The sequence below is a fragment of the Actinoallomurus acanthiterrae genome (assembly GCF_054775715.1).
The window spans coordinates 5875824-5892864 of the sequence record NZ_BAAHCO010000001.1 but is presented as its reverse complement, the minus strand read 5'-3'; the positions used below and the strand labels follow the sequence as shown (position 1 = coordinate 5892864).

General features: G+C 70.6%; 16 protein-coding genes and 2 pseudogenes. 7 read left to right on the top strand and 11 right to left on the bottom strand.

Features of this window, described 5'->3' with window-relative positions:
• Position 1: 1 nt before the first annotated feature.
• The 4 genes from ACYVF7_RS27905 to rfbD are packed head-to-tail and all read right to left on the bottom strand — an operon-like array spanning position 2 to position 3906.
• Positions 2-1354 carry a protoporphyrinogen/coproporphyrinogen oxidase gene (locus ACYVF7_RS27905; protein WP_460346588.1) on the bottom strand — a complete coding sequence of 451 codons (1353 nt, stop codon included), beginning with the start codon at positions 1352-1354 and terminating at the stop codon, positions 2-4.
• Positions 1344-2087, bottom strand: a complete 744-nt coding sequence (locus tag ACYVF7_RS27900; RefSeq protein WP_460346586.1) for a sugar phosphate nucleotidyltransferase — start codon at positions 2085-2087, stop codon at positions 1344-1346. The genes ACYVF7_RS27905 and ACYVF7_RS27900 overlap by 11 nt, the downstream gene beginning before the upstream one ends.
• A gap of 38 nt (positions 2088-2125) precedes the next feature.
• Positions 2126-2983, bottom strand: a complete 858-nt coding sequence (locus ACYVF7_RS27895) for a class I SAM-dependent methyltransferase (protein WP_460346584.1) — start codon at positions 2981-2983, stop codon at positions 2126-2128.
• 47 nt (positions 2984-3030) lie between these two features.
• Complete coding sequence (gene rfbD / locus ACYVF7_RS27890) at positions 3031-3906, bottom strand: dTDP-4-dehydrorhamnose reductase (RefSeq protein WP_460346583.1); 876 nt, start codon at positions 3904-3906, stop codon at positions 3031-3033.
• A gap of 110 nt (positions 3907-4016) precedes the next feature.
• On the opposite strand from rfbD, the gene ACYVF7_RS27885 reads away from it, so the two are divergent.
• Complete coding sequence (locus ACYVF7_RS27885) at positions 4017-5222, top strand: macrolide family glycosyltransferase (RefSeq protein ID WP_460346581.1); 1206 nt, start codon at positions 4017-4019, stop codon at positions 5220-5222.
• Between the two features lie 26 nt (positions 5223-5248).
• Here ACYVF7_RS27885 and ACYVF7_RS27880 read toward each other — a convergent pair whose 3' ends face one another.
• The 3 genes and pseudogenes from ACYVF7_RS27880 to ACYVF7_RS27870 all read right to left on the bottom strand — a co-directional run bounded on the left by ACYVF7_RS27880 (position 5249) and on the right by ACYVF7_RS27870 (position 6979).
• A complete protein-coding gene (locus tag ACYVF7_RS27880; RefSeq protein WP_460358636.1) occupies positions 5249-5422 on the bottom strand; it encodes a hypothetical protein in 174 nt (57 codons plus the stop codon).
• Positions 5407-6087: pseudogene (locus tag ACYVF7_RS27875) on the bottom strand (ABC transporter permease); the annotation flags it as partial. The pseudogene ACYVF7_RS27875 and the gene ACYVF7_RS27880, both read right to left, overlap by 16 nt.
• Before the next feature lie 55 nt (positions 6088-6142).
• Positions 6143-6979, bottom strand: coding sequence for an ABC transporter permease (locus ACYVF7_RS27870; RefSeq protein WP_460346579.1), 837 nt, complete (start codon positions 6977-6979; stop codon positions 6143-6145).
• A 276-nt stretch (positions 6980-7255) separates the two neighbouring features.
• On the opposite strand from ACYVF7_RS27870, the gene ACYVF7_RS27865 reads away from it, so the two are divergent.
• The 5 genes and pseudogenes from ACYVF7_RS27865 to ACYVF7_RS27845 all read left to right on the top strand — a co-directional run bounded on the left by ACYVF7_RS27865 (position 7256) and on the right by ACYVF7_RS27845 (position 11610).
• On the top strand, positions 7256-8608 hold the full coding sequence (locus ACYVF7_RS27865) for a nucleotide sugar dehydrogenase (RefSeq protein ID WP_460346577.1): 1353 nt from the start codon (positions 7256-7258) through the stop codon (positions 8606-8608).
• Positions 8605-9675: an NAD-dependent epimerase/dehydratase family protein gene (locus ACYVF7_RS27860; RefSeq protein ID WP_460346575.1), complete on the top strand. Its 1071-nt coding sequence runs from the start codon at positions 8605-8607 to the stop codon at positions 9673-9675. The genes ACYVF7_RS27865 and ACYVF7_RS27860 overlap by 4 nt, the downstream gene beginning before the upstream one ends.
• A 59-nt stretch (positions 9676-9734) precedes the next feature.
• Positions 9735-10319, top strand: a complete 585-nt coding sequence (locus ACYVF7_RS27855) for a YncE family protein (RefSeq protein ID WP_460346573.1) — start codon at positions 9735-9737, stop codon at positions 10317-10319.
• 69 nt (positions 10320-10388) lie between these two features.
• A pseudogene (locus tag ACYVF7_RS27850) lies at positions 10389-10496 on the top strand (hypothetical protein); the annotation flags it as partial.
• A gap of 199 nt (positions 10497-10695) precedes the next feature.
• Positions 10696-11610, top strand: a complete 915-nt coding sequence (locus tag ACYVF7_RS27845) for a macrolide family glycosyltransferase (protein ID WP_460346571.1) — start codon at positions 10696-10698, stop codon at positions 11608-11610.
• A gap of 105 nt (positions 11611-11715) precedes the next feature.
• On the opposite strand, the gene ACYVF7_RS27840 is transcribed toward ACYVF7_RS27845, so the two are convergent.
• Complete coding sequence (locus ACYVF7_RS27840; RefSeq protein ID WP_460346569.1) at positions 11716-12213, bottom strand: EF-hand domain-containing protein; 498 nt, start codon at positions 12211-12213, stop codon at positions 11716-11718.
• A gap of 145 nt (positions 12214-12358) precedes the next feature.
• Positions 12359-12823, bottom strand: a complete 465-nt coding sequence (locus tag ACYVF7_RS27835; protein WP_460346567.1) for an SRPBCC family protein — start codon at positions 12821-12823, stop codon at positions 12359-12361.
• 197 nt (positions 12824-13020) lie between these two features.
• Between ACYVF7_RS27835 and ACYVF7_RS27830 the strand changes: the two genes are divergently transcribed.
• Positions 13021-14157, top strand: a complete 1137-nt coding sequence (locus ACYVF7_RS27830; protein WP_460346565.1) for a glycosyltransferase — start codon at positions 13021-13023, stop codon at positions 14155-14157.
• Between the two features lie 48 nt (positions 14158-14205).
• On the opposite strand, the gene ACYVF7_RS27825 is transcribed toward ACYVF7_RS27830, so the two are convergent.
• The gene (locus ACYVF7_RS27825) at positions 14206-15201 is read right to left on the bottom strand and encodes an aldo/keto reductase (RefSeq protein ID WP_460346563.1); all 996 of its coding nucleotides are present in this window, start codon (positions 15199-15201) and stop codon (positions 14206-14208) included.
• 73 nt (positions 15202-15274) lie between these two features.
• A complete protein-coding gene (locus ACYVF7_RS27820; RefSeq protein ID WP_460346561.1) occupies positions 15275-17005 on the bottom strand; it encodes a hypothetical protein in 1731 nt (576 codons plus the stop codon).
• Between the last annotated feature and the right edge of the window lie 36 nt (positions 17006-17041).

The window sequence follows — 17041 nt, the reverse complement described above, 5'->3', positions numbered from 1 at the left end:
CCTAACGCCGGATCCGCATCGATGATCGCGGCCGAACGGCCGACTCCGGCCGCTCGTCGATGAGACGCGCGACCACCCGTTTTCCCTGCGCATAGGCTGCGTCGCTATTGCAGTAGTCGAAATTGCCGCCACGGCCGCAATGGTGAATATCGTATGTGCGATGAAATGCGTGTACGGCCCGTACGGTTTCGTCGAGACGCCGCCGTTGCCGCGGGTAGGCGTAGTCGAGCGTGAGTACCTGATGGCCGAGCAGCTCGCCGAGCTCGGACAGGAACGGCAGGCGGGCGATGGCACCCAGGGCGGCGTCGAGCTGGGCGGCCTCGTCCGGAGCCGGTTCGCTCGGATGCAGCGACGTCTCCACGGACAGCGGTGTCATCCCCTTCCTGGCGAGCGCGGGACAGAGGTTCTGCAGGACGCACAGCCTGCGGAACGGTATGTCCGGGTCGGGAAAGCTGATCGCGGTGCCGTCGATGTCGGTGTCTCCGGCGAAGACGAGGTTGAAGACCCTGACGGCGAGCCACCGCAGAACGTCGGTGGCCGCGTCGACGAACGCGCGGTCCGCCTCGTGCCCCATCGCGAGGGCACGGTCGAGCGGCAGCGTCGAGATCAGATGCTCGTAGCGGTACCGGACGCCGCCGGCGACGACGTACCTTTCCGCCTCGCGTATCTCCGTCACCTCGGCGTGATACCGGATCGGCCCGGCCCGATGGGCCAGGGACTCGCTCAGCACCGAGATCCCGCCGCGCAGCGGGTAATAGTAACGACCGTTCGGTGGAAGCCTCCTCGTCGCCCCTTCGATGATGTCCGCACGGGTCTCTTGGCGACGGTTCCGCGCCCACTCGTAGTCCATCGAGTCGAGCGGTGCCTGCCATTTCTTCTCCTCGTAGGGGAAGAGCACCGTCTCGCAGAGCCGCCGGCCGTACGTGTGCAGCAGCCAGTCGCGGTAGCAGGTGAGGTCCTCGGGAGCCGGATCGCCGGCCGGCAGGTCCGCCAGGATCTGCAGGCATTCGCCGGCGGGCAGGTCCACGAGATACCGCTGGACCGGGAACCCGACAAGGCCGACGCCGGTCAGGTAGGTCTGCTGGCGCATCGAGTAGCTGTCGTAGCCGCCGTCGAGATGCCCGAGCAGCTCTGCGGCGATGCCGGGATCGGGGGTACCCGGCAGCAGCACCTTGGGCCCGTGGTCGAAGACGCATCCGTGCACGGTGGTGCTCCGGCACAGCCCGCCCGGTTCCGCCGCGGCCTCCAGGATCAGGCTGTCGCGGCCGCGGCGTGCGGCCTCGACGCCGGCGCCGAGGCCGGCGAAGCCCGCGCCGAGGATGAGGAACTCGACCGGTCCTTCGTCATCCGCCATACCGGCGTTTCACCTCCATGTAGACGTCGACGCTCGCGCCCACGTCGGCCCACCAGCCGGACACCTCCGAGAACTCCAGGAGCCCGCGCTCCGCATAGACGCGGTTGAGGTCCCAGATCTCGGTCTCGCCGCGGGCCGACACGGGAAGCTTCTGGATCACCTCGAAGACGTCGTGGTGATAGAGGTAGAAGCCCAGGTCGACCAGGCCCGGCAGGTGACGGCGCGAATCCTTGTCGAGGATCCCGGCGACGCCGGCGCCGCGGGTGACCAGCGGGCTGTACCCGGCGGTGTCCGCCGTGCGCACCGCCGTCATCCGCGCGCCGTCGGTCTGGGCGAGGAAGTCGTCGATGACGGGGCCGAGGTCGGCGTCGGTCAGCACGTCGCCGCATGCCACGAGGAACTTCTCGGCGCAGAGTCGGTGCTCCGCCGCGCCGATCGCGGTAGGCATCCCGCCGCCCCCCGGCGGCTGCCAGGCGTAGGCCAGGCTGCGCAGCCCGAGCGCGGCCCCGTCCTCCAGCGCGCCCATGAACGCGCCGGCGTGCCGGTCGTCGATGACGACCAGCACATCGCGGACGCCCGCGGCCACCAGTTGCCGTACGGCCCGGACGACGAGGGGCTCGCCGCCAACCGGGAGCAGGTGTTTGTTGGAACGGTCCGTCAGCGGTCGCAGGCGGTTGCCGGAGCCTCCGGCGAGTACGACCGCGGCGACGGTCCGCGCGTGCGTGGACCGCACGGGCCGATTCCTCTCCGCGCGCACCGGACCGGGGCCGGTCAGGCCTTCGGCGCGACGGCCCGGAGGCACAGGGTGGTCGACGGCAGTGACAGGCCGCCGTCGTCGGACCGGTAGCGCCCCACCGCCTCGGCGAGCTGCTGCCACGGATCGGGGTCGCCGACGTCGCGGAGGCGGTCCAGCAGTAGGGGCGGCGTGACCGCCTGGTTGAACCCGACGTACTCCTCGACGGATCCGAAGCGGAAGGGCACGTCGAACTCGTTCACCGACATGTGGGCGAACCCTGCGGCGACCGCGTCGTCGATCAGCCGCGCCGGGTCGGACATGCTGAAAGGCCCCGGCAGACCAGGGGGCGGAGCGGGCAGTCCGAGCCGTTCGCTCAGTACCGTGTAGCCCAGCGACATCGCCGGAGCCGTCTCCGACGGCCCCCACACGGATGCTGCGAGTACTCCGCCGGGGACGAGCAGGCGTCGCATCTCGCGGAAGGCGGCGACGTGGTCCACCGCGAACATCAGACCCCACCGGCTCAGGACGACGTCGAAGGAACCGTCGGGCAAGTCGACCGACTCCACGTCGCCCAGGCGGTACTCGACGTTCCCGATGTTCCCGGCGCGACGTCGCGCGGCCTCGATCATCGACGGTGAGATGTCGACCCCGACGACCCTGCCGTCGCGGCCGACGGCCCTGGCGGCGGTCAGGGCGGGCTCGCCCAGGCCGGTCGCGACGTCGAGGACCGACTGTCCGGAGCGCACGCCGCCCAGGGCCAGCAGACGTTCGGTGACCGCGGCCGCGCTGCGCTCGAACGCCTCGAGCGTGGTCTCCCATCCGACGCTGATCGCGTCCCAGTTGACGCGTTGAGCGTTCTTGACGGCCTGCGGGTCGATCTGCGATGACGGCATCCGATCTCCTCCCGTTCGCCGAGCCCGGCGAACGTTACTATATCATTTTAAAGTTCAATCTCGTCAGTGGCGGCGCGAAGATCCGGCCATGCCGCGCTCAGCGCCGCCCGCCAGTGGCGCGGCGGCGGGATTCCCGCAGCGGCCCACCGGGCGTGGCCGAGCACCGTGTACGCGCCCCTGCACGCCGGCCGGGCCAGGTCCGCACCGGACACCGCGCGCACGCGGCCGGGGTCGGCGCCGAGCCGCAGGAACACCTCTCTCGCCAGCCCCCACCTGCTGGTCTGCCCGGCGTTGGTGGCGTGGTACACGCCACCGGGCGCGTCTCCGCCGCCGAGCAACAGGATGCGCTCGGCGACGTCGGCCACCCACGTGGGCTGCCCCCACTGATCGGCGACCACGTCGACGGCGCCGTGGCCCGCGGCGATCCGGATCATGGTGCGCACGAAGTCGCGCCCCCGGGCACCGTAGAGCCATGCGGTCCGGACGACATATCCGTACTGCCCGGGCCCCTCGAGGACCGCGCGCTCACCGGCCAGCTTGCTGCGCCCGTACGCGTTCACCGGGGCCGGGGTGGCATCTTCGGCATAGGGAACCGACGCGGCACCGTCGAACACGGCGTCGGTCGACACGTGGATCAGCCGCGCCCGGATCCGCGCGGCGCTCCGGACGAGGTTCCCGACCGCCGTGCCGTTCACCGCCGTGGCGCCGTCCTCCTCGTACTCGGCGTCGTCCACAGCCGTCCACGCAGCGCAGTTGACGACGACGTGGGGACGGCGGCGCCGGAGCGTCTCGCGTACGGCGCCCTCGTCACGGATGTCGAGGTCGGCACGGGAGAGGGCGACCACGTCGGCCCCAGACGATCTCAGCCTGCTCACCACCTCGGTGCCGAGCAGGCCGCTCGCCCCGGTCACCAGCCAGGCCATCGGCTTCCTCCCGGTGTCGCGATCGCGGCTCAGCCGTCCTGCGGCAGTGGAAATTGACCGGCCATAACTTTAAGTTAACATAGTAGTCAATCTCACGGAGGGCACGGGCAATGGGCGCGCACATCCTCATCGTCGGCATCGCCGCCATCGGTCATGTCAACTACTCGCTGCCGGCGGCCGCCGAGTTGGTCCGACGCGGCCACCGTGTCACATACCTGACATCGAAAGATCTGGCGCCGGTCATCACCCCGTCCGGCGCCGGAGTGATCCACTACGACTCCATACTGACCCGGGTCGACGCCACCCAGGTCTTCGCCGAAGGAGGTGACGGAAACCGCGCGCACATGCTGTACCTCGACGAGAACGTCTCGATCCTGCGGGCCGCTGAGGCGGCGCTCGATGAGGATCCGCCGGACCTCGTCGCCTACGACACGTTCCCCTTCATCGCCGGCAAGCTGCTGGCCCGCCGCTGGGCACGGCCGGCCGCGCGGCTCTACCCGAACTTCGCCGACAACGAGCACTTCTCCTACATGAAGGCGACGCTCGACGCCTCGACGTTCTCGGTGACCGAACAGTTCGTCACCGAGATGGGCGCGCTACTCCGCGAGTACGGCGTCGAGGCTCCCGTCCCGGAGTTCGAGACGACCATAGAAGACCTCAACATCGTGTTCATCCCGCGTGAGTTCCAGATCGCCGACGAGACCTTCGACGAGCGTTTCCTGTTCGTCGGGCCGTGCCTCGACGCGGAAGACCACGCCGGCGCGTGGACACCGCCGGCTGACGGACGACCCGTGGTGCTGGTCACGCTGGGCACCGGCATCAACAACCATCCGGAGTTCTTCCGCGCCTGCGCGGAGGCGTCAGCCGGGATGCCCTGGCACACCGTGATGTCGGTCGGCCAGTGGGTCGACCTCGAAGGACTCCGCCCGCTCCCGCCGAACGTGGAGGCGCATCGCTGGGTGCCGCACATGGCGGTGCTCGAGCACGCGCAGGCGTGCGTGACCAACGCCGGCTTCGGCACGGTCATGCAGTCGCTGTACTGGGCACGCCCGATCGTGGCCGTACCCCACTCCCCCGAGGTCAGGCCGATCGCCGAACGCGTGGTCGAGCTCGGACTCGGGCGCATGATCTCCAGCGACGGCTATGACGCCGTGCGCCTGCGGCGGGCGATCCAGGAGGTTTCCGCGGACACGGCGATGACCCGGCACCTGCGGGAGATGCAGCGGCGGGTGCGGCACGAGACCGGGCCCGCCGAGGCGGCGGACGGCATCGAGGGCTACCTCGAACGCGTCCGTGACCTGGCCTCGAGTGACTGACGGCGGCCGCCGGACCCGGTGCGGGGTCACCGCCGGAGCCGGTCGTATCCGTACGCGGTGAGCGGAGCGAAGACGGCGACCACCGCCGCGCAGGCGAGAAGGGCGGGACCAAGCCGGCCGTCGCCGTGCCCTCCATCAGCCCGCGTACCGCCGTCGCCGCGCGCGTCACCGGGTTGACCCCGGTAAACGCCTGGAGCCATCCCGGCATCGTCCGCGTGGGCACGAAGACGTTTGCGCCGAAGGCGAGCACGAACTGCCCCATCGCGCTCAGCATCTGCGCCGTCGCCGGCGTCTTCACCAGCATCGCCAGCGCGGTCCAGATCCAGGCGAGGCTGAAGGCGAACGCCTGGAGGAACAGCAGCGCCAGGAGCACGCCGACGGGGCCGCCGTGCGGCCGGAAGCCCAAGGCGAGCCCGATCCCAAGCGGCAGCACCGAGGCGGTCAGGTATCGGAAGACGTCCCCGCACATCGCGCCGAGGAGCACCGACGGACGCCAGATCGGCAGGACGCGGAACCGGTCGAACGCTCCGGTGGTGAGGTCGAGGTTCAGTGTGATCCCGGTCTGGGCGGTCGCCAGGACGACCGCGAGCACGATGATCCCCGGCAGCAGGTACTGCAGATAACCGCCTGCGGATCCGGCGATGGCGCCGCCGAGCAGGTAGGTGAAGAGCACGGTCAACATGGTCGGCATGATCACGGCGCCCGAAAGCTGGTCCGGGGCATGCCGGACCTTCCGCAGCGTCCGCCATCCGAACGTCAGGGAGGCCGAGAGCGGCCCCGCCTTCGGCGGGCGGGCCGGGCCCCGCAGCACGTCGCGGAGATCCCGTTCCGTCTCCGGTGGCCGGGGCGGTGGGGCGGCGCTCATCCTCCTCTCCGTCCGTCGGTGGGTCCGATCATCGAAGGTCCGTGGCCGTCCGCCGCTACCGCTCACGGTGGTAGAGGTGGACCGCGGGCGGGGCGAACGCCACGACGAGCACCGCGCACGCCACCAGCGCCGAGCCGATCTGATCGGCCGTCGCGGTGCCCGCCATGAGCCCGCGTACGGCTCTCATCGCGTGGGTCACGGGGTTCAGGCCGACCAGCCTCCGGAGCCAGGCGGGCATGGTCCGCTCGGGCGCGAGAAAGTCGCTGGCCGTCAGCAGGACCGAGTTCAGCGCGAACATCAGGCTCTGCGCGGTGGCCGGGGTCGGGAGCGCGACGCCCAGCAGGGTCCAGATCCAGGCCAGGCTGAACGCGAACACCTGGAGCAACGCCAACGCCAACAGCACGCCGACGAGGCCGCCATGGGGCCGGAATCCCAGCGCTACGCCGGCGAGCAGGCAGACCACCGTGCCGGTGAGGCCGCGTACCGCCGACGCGAGGATCGCGCCGACGAGTGGGGACGGTCGCCAGACCGGCAGCGCGCGGAACCGCGCGAGGCCGCCCCGGGCGAGGTCGACGTTGAGGGTGAAACCGACGTACATGCTGGTCATCAGCGCCGCCATGACGAGTATGCCCGGCAGGAAGAACTGGAGGAAGCCGCGCGGGGAGCCGGCGATCGCGCCCCCGAACACGTACGTGAACAGCAGCATGAACATGATCGGAAAGATCACCGCGTCGGCCAGTTGGTCGGGGTTGTGCCTGATCTTCGTCAGGCCACGCCACGCGAACGCGCGTACCGCGGACAGCGCACCGGCCGCCGGCGGTCGCGCCGGGCGCACCAGGGCGCGCCACAGGTCGTCGGCCGATCCGGGCCGCGGTGGTGGGACCGAAGCCATCGCGCCTCCCCTCGCTGCTGGCCGGTCGGCCTGGCTCACCGACCCGCCGTCGGTCTTGGCGACGCGGTCCCCCACTCTAGTGGGAGCGGATCCGATTTACTATCTCTTCTTCTACTTAGAGATGCCGGGCCCGACGCCGCCACCTCCGACTATTCGCTCTGGGTCAGCGAAGATCCGACGCGCGCCGACACTAGGCCATGTTTCAGACTTTAGATTCATGTACCATCTTTGCTTGGGTATCAGCAGAGCCAGGAACCCGCGGCAAGGAAGGTGACCGTGCGATTCTTGTCTGATTCGCAACGACCGACGGTCGCGATCGCGGGATTCGGGTACATCGGCACGTGCATCGGGATCACCCTCGCCGAACACGGGATGACGGTTGTCGGCATCGACAACGACGACGCGCTCATCGACGGCATGCGGGACGCCCGGTGCGGAGTCCCTGAACCCGGCCTGGCCGACGCCGTACGGCGGCTGGCCGGTTCGCCGCGCCTGTCCGTCACCACCGACTACGACGCCGCGCACACGGCGGACGTCGTGCTCATCACGGTCGGCACGCCGGTGGACGACCACGGCGTGCTGCTCACCGGCCAGCTCGAGGACGCGTGCCGGCGGCTCGCCACCCGTCTCCGTCCCGGCCAGCTCGTCATCGTGAAGAGCACGGTCGTGCCGGGGACGACGCGCACACTCGTGGCGCCCCTGCTGGAGAGCGGCGGCCTGCGGGCGGGCGAGGACTTCGGCCTGGCGTACTGCCCGGAACGGCTGGCCGAAGGCGACGCGCTGGCCCAGCTCCGGAAGCTGGCCGTGGTGGTCGGCGGGTACGACGCGGACAGCACCGCCGCGGCGGCCCGATTCTGGCAGACCGCTGTCGGCGTGCCCGTCCACACGGTGCCGACCGCCGACGTAGCGGAGATCGTTAAGCTGGCGACCAACTGGTGGATCGACGCGAACGTCGCGATGGCCAACGAGCTGGCCCGGTTCTGCGCGCTGTTCGAGGCGGACGTGCTGGACGTCATCGCCGCCTCCAACTCGCTGCCGAAGGGGGACGGCCACGTCAACATCCTGCGGCCCGGCGTCGGCGTCGGCGGCGCCTGCCTGACCAAGGACCCCTGGATGACCTGGCGAGCGGCCGAGGACCGGGGCGTGCGCCTGCGCACGGTGGAGACCGCACGCCAGGTCAACGACCTGATGCCCGAGTACGCCTACGAGGTGATCCGGGACGAGCTGGCCAAGATGGGCAAGGACCTCGGATCCGCAACGGTCGCCCTGCTCGGCGTCGCGTTCAAGAACGAGACCGGCGACCTGCGCAACACCCCGGTCCTGCCCGTCGTACGGGCGCTGCGCTCCTCCGGGGCGCGGGTCCGCCTCTTCGACCCGCTGGCCGATCCGGCCCAGATCCGCGCCGAGTTCGGCCAGTCCCCCGCCGGAAGCCTCGATGAGGCGGTGGCGGGCGCCGACTGCGTCGCCGTACTCGCCGGTCACCGGGCGTTCGGCGGCATCGATCCCGAACGCCTGCGACGGCTGGTGGCGATGCCCTGCCTGATCTTCGACGGGCGCGGGCAGCATCCGGCCGGGACGGTCCGGCGGCTGCGCGAGCTGGGCTTCCGCCATCGCGGAGTCGGCCGGTGACCGCGCGGAAGACGGTGGTCACCGGCGGCCACGGCTTCGTCGGAAGTCATCTCGTCGAACGCCTCGCCCGGCGCGGGGACGAAGTGATCGTTTATGATCTCGCCCCGCCGCCGCCCGACCTGCGGTGCCCGCCGGGCCGCGTCCGCCACGTCGCGGCCGACGTACGCGACGCCTCGGCGCTCGGCGCGGTCGTCGGGCCTGGTGTCGACACCGTCTACCACCTGTCCGCCATGGTCGGGGTCGACCGCTACCTCGGTGACCCCCTCGACGTCATCGACGTCACGGTCACCGGAACCCGCAACGTGCTCGGGTGCGCGCTGCGCGCCGGGAGCAAGGTGGTCCTCGCCAGCACCAGCGAGATCTACGGCAAGAACCCCCGCGCGCCGTGGCCGGAGGATGCCGATCGTGTGCTCGGCAGCACGGCGGCGCGGCGCTGGTCGTACTCCTCGAGCAAGGCCGTCGCCGAGCACATGGCCCTCGCGTACGCGCACGGCCGCGGCCTGCGGGCCTCGATCGTGCGCTACTTCAATGTGTACGGTCCGCGCCAGCGCCCGGCGTACGTGCTCAGCAACACGGTGCACCGGGTGCTGCGCGGGCTCCCGCCACTGCTGTACGACGGCGGCGCGCAGACACGGTGCTTCACTTTCGTCGACGACGCCGTCGACGCGACCGTGCGCGCCGGTGCGCGCACCGCGGCCGACGGCCTGTGCGTCAACGTCGGCAGCGACGTGGAGACCTCCATCGCCGACGCCGTGTCGCTCGCCGCCCGGCTGGCCGGAAACGGGCCGCCACCGGTCGCCGTCGAAACCCGGACGGCGCTCGGTGACGGATACGAGGACATCCCCCGCCGCGTCCCGGACGTCTCACGGGCCTTCGGCCTGCTCGGATGGCGCTGGACCACGACGCTGCCCGACGGCCTGGCGAGGACGGTCGCATGGGCCCGGCGGAACGCCTGGTGGCTGGAGCCGCCCGGCAACGAGGCGGACGGAGCACCACACGGGGACGTGCCCGTCGCGCGCCCCCTCGACCACGCCGTTCGCACGGACCGATCGGAGGGATGGACATGACCTCGCCGGACCCCGCCGTGGGCCGAGTCCTGGCAACCCTGCCGGGCCCAGGATCGTACATGTGCGGTCTCACCTGGGACGGAGAGCGCCTGTGGCACTCGGACCAGGAGGCCGGGAGCATCTTCGCCGTGGACCCGTCGGACGGCACCCTGACGCGCCGGATCGACTGCCCGCACGTACGCGCGGACCTGGCCTACGACGGGCGGCTGCTCTGCCAGGTCGGCGGCCGGCCGAAACGGCTCGTGCTCATCGACCCGGAGACCGGCGAGGTCACCGGTGAGAAGGCGGTCCTTCCCTCCAGCGGCCGCCTCACCGGGGCCGAGTTCGGGCCTGAGGGAGTGTGGCTGTACCTCCGCGACCCGACGGTGGTGCAACTGCGGGATTACGCGACCATGACGGTCCAGCGGGAGTTCCCTGCGCTCGGCGAGGCCCCCTCCGGCCTGACGTACGCGGACGGGGTCATTGTCTACGCCAGTTTCGACGCCATGCTCTACGCCATGGACCCCGAGACCGGCGCGCATCTCGGCAGGACCGCCGTCGTCGGCCATCCCACCGGGCTGACCTGGGACGGGCGCCGGCTCTGGTACTGCGACTTCGCCGAGCGGGGCTTCCGGGCCATGGACCTGGCCGCCGTGCGCGGCTGAACCGGCGGTCTCCGCGATCCGTCACCACCCGCCGGGCGTCCGATCGTCATCGATCCGAGGAGTGCGACCATGCGGCCTTGTCACGTTCTCTTCATCAGCGTGCAAGGATACGGGCACGTCTATCCGGCCCTCGGGGTCGCGGCCGAGTTGGCCGGACGCGGGCACCGCGTCAGCTTCGTGGCCACCAGTCTGTTCCGGGACGCCATCGAAGAGGCCGGCGTCCGTTTCGTCCCATATCGCTCCGAGTTCGAGACCTTCCACGTTCCCGACGTGATCGGCCGCGAGGACGCCGAAGAGCAGCTTCACCTCGTCTACGTCCGGGAGAACGTGGCGATCCTCCGGGCCGCCGAGGAGGCGTTCGGCTCGGACGTGCCGGATGTCATCGTCTACGACGTCTTCCCGTTCATCGCCGGCGCTGCTGGCCGCCCGATGGGGACGGCCGGCCGTGCGGACGTCACCGGTGTTCGCCGCGAACGAGCACTACTCGATCTGGGAGGACCTGCGCCGAAGCCAGGGGTTCCAGCTGCTGGAAGACGTCGAGGCGCCGCGGCACGCGATGCTCGCGCTGCTCCGGGAGTACGGCGTGCGCTCGGGGATCCGCGAGTTCTGGGACGCCGTCGAAGATCTCAACATCGTCTTCATGCCGCGGTCCTTCCAGGTCGCCGGGGACACCTTCGACGACCGGTTCGTCTTCGTCGGCCCGAGCTATCCGAAGCCACGGTTCGACGCCGACTGGCGGCCGCCCGCCGACGGCTCCCCGGTGGTGCTCATCTCGCTGGGCACGCAGTTCAACGAACGGCCGGAGTTCTTCCGTGCCTGCGCCGAGGCCCTCGCCGGCACGGAGTGGCACGCGGTCATGGCGATCGGAGCGGCGCTCGACCCGGCGTCGCTGGAGCCGCTGCCGCCGAACGTCGAGGCGCATCAGTGGGTTCCGTTCGTGCGGGTGCTCGAGCACGCGACGGTCTTCATGACGCACGGGACGACGGGCGCCGTCATGGACGGCCTGTACTGGGGGCGCCCACTGGCCATCCTCCCCGACGTCGCCGCGGAGGCCGCGCCGTCCGCCGATCGCGTCGTCGACCTCGGCCTCGGGCACCGGCTGCGCGCCGAGGACCTCGGTGCCGGGCGTCTCGACGCCGCGCTGCGGAGGCTGGCCGGTGACTCCGCCGTCCGCGAACGCGTCCGTTTGATGCAGGACGACGTCAGGCAGGCCGGTGGCCCTCTACGCGCGGCCGACGCGATCGAGGCGTACGTCCGGAACCCCACCGCACGGGCGGCCTTCTCCGGGTGATGGGCCGCCGCGAGCGGTTCCGGCGCGGCCAGGACCGCTCGCGGCGCACGGTCGGGTCCGTCGCGGACGGATCAGTCGCGCGGCCGGATCAGTCGCGCGGCCGGATCAGTCGCGCGGCCGGTAGAAGCCCTCGATGTGCTGGATGAAGTCCTTCTTCTCGACGTAGCCGTCGCGGTCGTGGTCCAGTTCCTGGAAAGCGGCGAGGCTCTCGGCCTGGCCGTAGCCGGAGACCGTGTGCGTGGTCATCCACGCCTGCAGCGAGACCCTGCCGTCACCCTTGGCGTCGCCGAGGTCGTAGACGGCCAGCGCCCAGGGAACCGCGACGTTCTGCACGAAACCGGCGTCGTCATGGGAGTCGACCCACTCGGTCTTGCTGACCTGCTTGTCGCCCTCCGCGTTCGTGTGCCCGCGCAGATGCTGCCACAGGCGGTTCGACCGCCGGGTCATCTGCCGCCACGCCGAGTCGCCGGGCGCCCGGTGCAGGGCGGCGCACCAGCGCTGGACGAGGACGTCGATGTCGTCCTGCTCGATCTGGTCGTCGTGGTCGGTGTCGAAGTGGTCGAAGAGGAGGCGGTACCCCTCCGCCTGCGCCGCTGAAGGCATGTACGCTCCCGGACGTGAGGGGGCCGGGCCGTGCCCGGCCGCCGGCCACGAAGACCCCTCAGGGTCGCTTAGAACTACAAATATATGTAGTAATGTGCGGACATGTCGAGAGGTGTCCGGACAGGCCGCCGTCTGCCGCCGGTGCTCAGCGCAGGCCCGCCGGCCGCTCGCGGACGAGCGGCGCGAGGCGCTCCTCGATCAGCGAGCGCCAGGCCGCCTCGTGCTCGGCGGCGGTGATCTCGTCGCGGAAGCCCGCGTGGGTCAGGCGCATGCGGGTGCCGTCCGCCTCCGGCACGAGCTCGACCGTGAGAACCGTCTCGACACCGCGCGTGCCCGCCTCGTTCATCCACGTCAGCTCGATCAGCCTGTCGGCCTCGACCCGCAGGAAGCGGCCGTAGTGCGGATGGCGGCGGCCCTCGTGGAAAGTCTCGAAGAAGTACGGCGCGCCGGCCTCGGCCGCCATCCGGATCGCTCCAGGCTCGGCGAACCACTCGTCGAACCGTTCCGTCCAGGCCGCGAAGAGCGCCTCCGGCGAGACCGGGACGGCCCGTTCCACCGATGCCGCGAAGGGCCGGGACGACAGGTCCGGCAGGGGCGGGGACGCCGCCATCGTGCCTCCAGATACGTCGGGAGCGGTCGGCCGGCGAGGCGTCCCGGCCTGCGGTTCCGGCCGTACGGGCGCGGTGCCCGCCGCGGATTTCCAAGGCTATATCACTTGCAGAATATGTAGTAATGTTCGAGCGAGTGGATTTTCGGCCCAGTCTCTGGGCCGCTGGGCGATCGCAGGCACAGAAGGTTCGATATCCCATGCGCGTGCTGTTCACCTCCGTTCCCGCCGTCGGCCACTTCTTCCCCATCGTTTCGCTGGCGCTGGCGTTCCGGGCCGTCGGACACGACGTGATGGTCGCGCTCGCCGAGCACTCCGACAAGGCCGCCGCCGCGGGCCTGCCCGTCGTCGACGTGGCACCCGGCTACGACGCGGTCTCCGTCGTCCGGCAGGTCTTCGTCGACGATCCGGAGTTCGCCGAGGCGTGGAACGAGGACGTGGAGGCGGATATAGAACCCCGCGCGCCGATGTTCGCGGGGATCAACCGGCCGCTCGTCCCGGGAACCATGGACCTGGCCGACCGGTGGCGGCCGGACCTGGTCGTCTACGAGCAGACGACGACGGTCGGCCCGATGGTAGCGGCACGGCTCGGGATACCGGCGGTTCAGCGCAACATCGGTCCGTACACCACCAACCGCGCGCACCACGTCGCCGCCGCACTCATGGGCGACCTGTGCGAGCGGTACGGCATCGGCGAGGTCCCCGACCCGATGATGACCGTCGAGACGATGCCGCCGAGCATGCTGTACACGGAGCCCGAAGGGTGGTTCATGGGCGGCGCGTCGTACAACGGCGGCGGGGTTCTCGGCGACTGGCTTCCGGAGCGGCCCGGCCGGCCGCGCATCGCGATCTCGATGGGCGGCGGTTTCGCCATCCGCTACTTCGGGCTGGGCGCGCTGGAGCCGGTCATTTCGGCGGCCGCGCAGGTCGACGCGGAGTTCGTCCTGGCCCTCGGCGGCGCCGACGCCGACGCGCTCGGCGCCCTGCCGCCGAACATCAGGCCCATCGGCTGGATCCCCTACGGCGAGTTGTTCCGCACGTGTTCGGGAGTGATCCACCACGGCGGAAGCAGCACGATGCTGACGGCGCTCGAGGCGAACATCCCCCAACTCGTCGTTCCCGACCCCGCCGACAAGGCGGCACCGGCCGTCGGGCGGGCCGTGCACCGGCGCGGCGTCGGCCTGATGTCGTCCTGCGACCAGGTCGGCGCGGCGATGCTCGAACGGTTGCTGGGCGACGAGAAGATGGCGACGGCCACCGCGGAGGTGCATGAGGAGATCGGCTCGCTTCCCCCGCCCGCGACGATCGCCGCGCGTCTCGCCGACCTCGTCTCCTGAGCCTGTGAGGACCTCGTCCGCCGAGCCGCCCGTGGCGTCCGTCCGGGCTCAGGTGATCCACGCCTCGGGGGCGGGACCGCCGTTGCCGGCGGGCGGGAACATCGCCTCGAGGTGAGCGACCTCATCGTCGTCCAGCGGCGTCTCCAGCGCCCCCAGGGCGCCGTCGACGTGCTCGGGGGTGCGCGGACCGGTGACGACACCGGTCACACCCGGCCGGGACAGCACCCAGGCGAGGCCGACCTCGGCCGGCGGCCGACCGATCCGTGCGCAGAACGCCTCGTACTCGGCGATCACCTGGTGCCGGGTCTTCAACGCCAGGTCGGCCCTTCCCTGCGCGGATTTGACCGCCGTGCCCTCGGCTCTCTTTTTCAGGGCCCCGCTGAGAAGCCCGCCGTGCAGCGGTGACCAGACCAGCGTCCCGATCCCGTACGCCCGTACGGCGGGGATCAGTTCCAGCTCCACGTGGCGCGTCACAAGGTTATAGACGCACTGCTCGGAGACGAGGCCCAGGAGGCCGCGGCGCGCAGCGGCCTCCTGGGCGGCCGCGACATGCCAGCCGGCGAAGTTGGAGGACCCCACGTAGCGGACCTTGCCCTGGCTCACCAGGGTGTCCATCGCCTGCCATATCTCATCCCATGAGACGGCACGATCGACCTGGTGCATCTGGTAAAGGTCGATCCAGTCCGTCCGCAGCCGCCGCAACGACGCCTCGCACCCGGCGATGATGTGCCGCGCCGACAGCCCCTTGTCGTTGGGGCCGTCGCCCATCGGGCTGCCGACCTTGGTGGCCAGCACGACCTGGTCCCGCCGTTTGGGACGCCCGCCGAGCCACCTGCCGATGACCTCTTCGGTGTGCCCTTTGTACACCCGCCAGCCGTAGATGTCGGCGGTGTCTATGACGGTGATGCCCCTGTCCAGCGCGTGGTCCATGAGCCGATGTGCCTCCGGCTCGTCGACCCGGCCGCCGAAGTTGACCGTGCCCAGGACGAGACGGCTGATCTTCAGGCCGCTGCGGCCGAGCCGCACCTGCTCGTCATCTGGCATCGCCGTTCTCCCCTCACTTCTCCCGTGGCAGTCCCCAGGGGGCGGGCGCCGGGATGTTCCGGCGCCCGCCGCCTCAACGGAGGTCCCGGTCCGCCACGACGAACAGCACGCCGTGCGGCCGCGCGTTGCCACGGTCACCGTGCGGCCAGCTCGTCCGGTTGAAGTCGAGGCAGGGCGTGTGGTGGTTCTCGTCCTGGAAGGAGGTGTCCAGGGACAGGCGCCCGTCGGGCGCCATGTCGGTCATGCAGACCCGGTGGTCGCCGTCGAAGCCGGTCGCCGCGACGAAGTAGTTCGACGTGACCATGCGGGTGATGCGATCGGTCTGGTGGTAGTAGCCGTCGGGCCCCAACTGGAAGTTGTCCATCGCCCCCCAATGCGGGCCGCCCGTCATCGGTGTGGCGTTGACCAGCTTGGGGCAGTCCGGCTCGCTCCCGCCGCCGGTCACCTCCTCGATCTTGTCGATGGAGCATGTGACGCGTCGGCCCGCGGCGAGCGTCTTCCGGATGTCGAGCGCATAGAGCGTGCCGGACTGGCGGTTCGCGCCGCCTCCGGCCGGCTCGGTGTGGATCAGATAGTGGTCGTCCGGTGTGACCGCCAGCCACGCGCCGCCGTCCCCGATGCTGCTCGTCGGGTCGGTCGTGTCCGGGTACAGGGCCTTCAGCGCCGTCCCGTCGTCGAAGACCTCTCGCCACGTCGGCTTCGAGACGGTGATGTCGGGGGTGTAGAAGACCGCGCCGTCCATGGTCGAGGCGAACGCTCCGCGGTGCCGGTGCTGGTAGGGCGTTGCCGTCTCCATCACGGCATAGTTTTCACCGGTCCACCATTCCGGCTTGGGCCGAGGCCCCGAGGGCAGGTGCGAGTAGGACAGCAGCCGGGGACGGTTGCGGTCGGAGATGTCATATATCCGGACCGTGTCCGGCGCGCCGTCCTTGGGCGGGTTGGGGGTCAGGGTGTTGCGGATCTCCGCCAGATCGCTGGTGACCATGCGGTTGAGGTCCTCGCGTACCGCGATGCCATGGGGGTCGGCACAGGTGTCCACCGGCAGGGGCGGGTTGTTCTTACAACGGGGGCCCTCGTTCTCCGTCGACGCCGAGGGGACCTCGGCGAGCACTCGCCCGTCCGGCGCGATCCGCGCGACATCACCGGGCGAGCCGGCGAACCCGTTGCCGACGCGGACCTGCCCGTCGGTGTAGCGGCACGGGCCCGAGACGTTGGGACCGCCCATGTTCGTCCCGTACGCGGTGCCGTCGCGCAGCACCTGGAAGGCATCCGGAACCGAGCCGCACGGCGTCTGGGACGGCAACTTCACGCCGGAGAATCGCACGACCGGCAGCTGGGCGACGTCGAAGACGTAGACCCGGTCGCTGAACATGCCGCCCGCGTAGACCTTGTCGCCCTTGTGCCAGACGTACTGCATGTGGTGGGGCTCGTTGCCGGTCCCGTCGTTGATCGTCACCGTGTTGACGACCTTCCCGTACGTGGGCGTCCCACGGGTGACGTCGACGACGGCCAGGAAGTCGGGGTCCGGTGAGTTCGCCGAACTCGGGCTCTCGTCACCGCTCCACACCAGCAGCCATTCGTGCCGCGGCCCCTTCCGGTCGGTGGCCTGCGGGGCGAAGTCCGTCAGGTGGTTGGTGATGGTGTGGCGGGAGCCGTCGACGGCCGTGACAGCGGACACGATCGTCTTGAGGGACTGTTGGGCTTGGGCCGGCCGGACGGCGCCGGCGCCCAACCCGGTGACGAGGACCGCGGCGAGGAACAACCGCCAGGTCGTTCGCCGCATGATCGGTGAGGCCGTCGACATCGGCTCCTCCAAAGGAAACGTCGGGCGCAACGGGCG

What these genes read in the sequence shown, in the direction of transcription:
- ACYVF7_RS27905 (WP_460346588.1), bottom strand. Translation starts at nt 1,354, where the DNA reads ATGGCGGATGACGAAGGACCGGTCGAGTTCCTCATCCTCGGCGCGGGC.
- ACYVF7_RS27845 (WP_460346571.1), top strand. Translation starts at nt 10,696, where the DNA reads ATGTCATCGTCTACGACGTCTTCCCGTTCATCGCCGGCGCTGCTGGCC.
- ACYVF7_RS27840 (WP_460346569.1), bottom strand. Translation starts at nt 12,213, where the DNA reads ATGCCTTCAGCGGCGCAGGCGGAGGGGTACCGCCTCCTCTTCGACCAC.
- ACYVF7_RS27830 (WP_460346565.1), top strand. Translation starts at nt 13,021, where the DNA reads ATGCGCGTGCTGTTCACCTCCGTTCCCGCCGTCGGCCACTTCTTCCCC.
- ACYVF7_RS27835 (WP_460346567.1), bottom strand. Translation starts at nt 12,823, where the DNA reads ATGGCGGCGTCCCCGCCCCTGCCGGACCTGTCGTCCCGGCCCTTCGCG.
- ACYVF7_RS27825 (WP_460346563.1), bottom strand. Translation starts at nt 15,201, where the DNA reads ATGCCAGATGACGAGCAGGTGCGGCTCGGCCGCAGCGGCCTGAAGATC.
- ACYVF7_RS27870 (WP_460346579.1), bottom strand. Translation starts at nt 6,979, where the DNA reads ATGGCTTCGGTCCCACCACCGCGGCCCGGATCGGCCGACGACCTGTGG.
- rfbD (WP_460346583.1), bottom strand. Translation starts at nt 3,906, where the DNA reads ATGGCCTGGCTGGTGACCGGGGCGAGCGGCCTGCTCGGCACCGAGGTG.
- ACYVF7_RS27820 (WP_460346561.1), bottom strand. Translation starts at nt 17,005, where the DNA reads ATGTCGACGGCCTCACCGATCATGCGGCGAACGACCTGGCGGTTGTTC.
- ACYVF7_RS27855 (WP_460346573.1), top strand. Translation starts at nt 9,735, where the DNA reads ATGTGCGGTCTCACCTGGGACGGAGAGCGCCTGTGGCACTCGGACCAG.
- ACYVF7_RS27885 (WP_460346581.1), top strand. Translation starts at nt 4,017, where the DNA reads ATGGGCGCGCACATCCTCATCGTCGGCATCGCCGCCATCGGTCATGTC.
- ACYVF7_RS27895 (WP_460346584.1), bottom strand. Translation starts at nt 2,983, where the DNA reads ATGCCGTCATCGCAGATCGACCCGCAGGCCGTCAAGAACGCTCAACGC.
- ACYVF7_RS27880 (WP_460358636.1), bottom strand. Translation starts at nt 5,422, where the DNA reads ATGGCTCCAGGCGTTTACCGGGGTCAACCCGGTGACGCGCGCGGCGAC.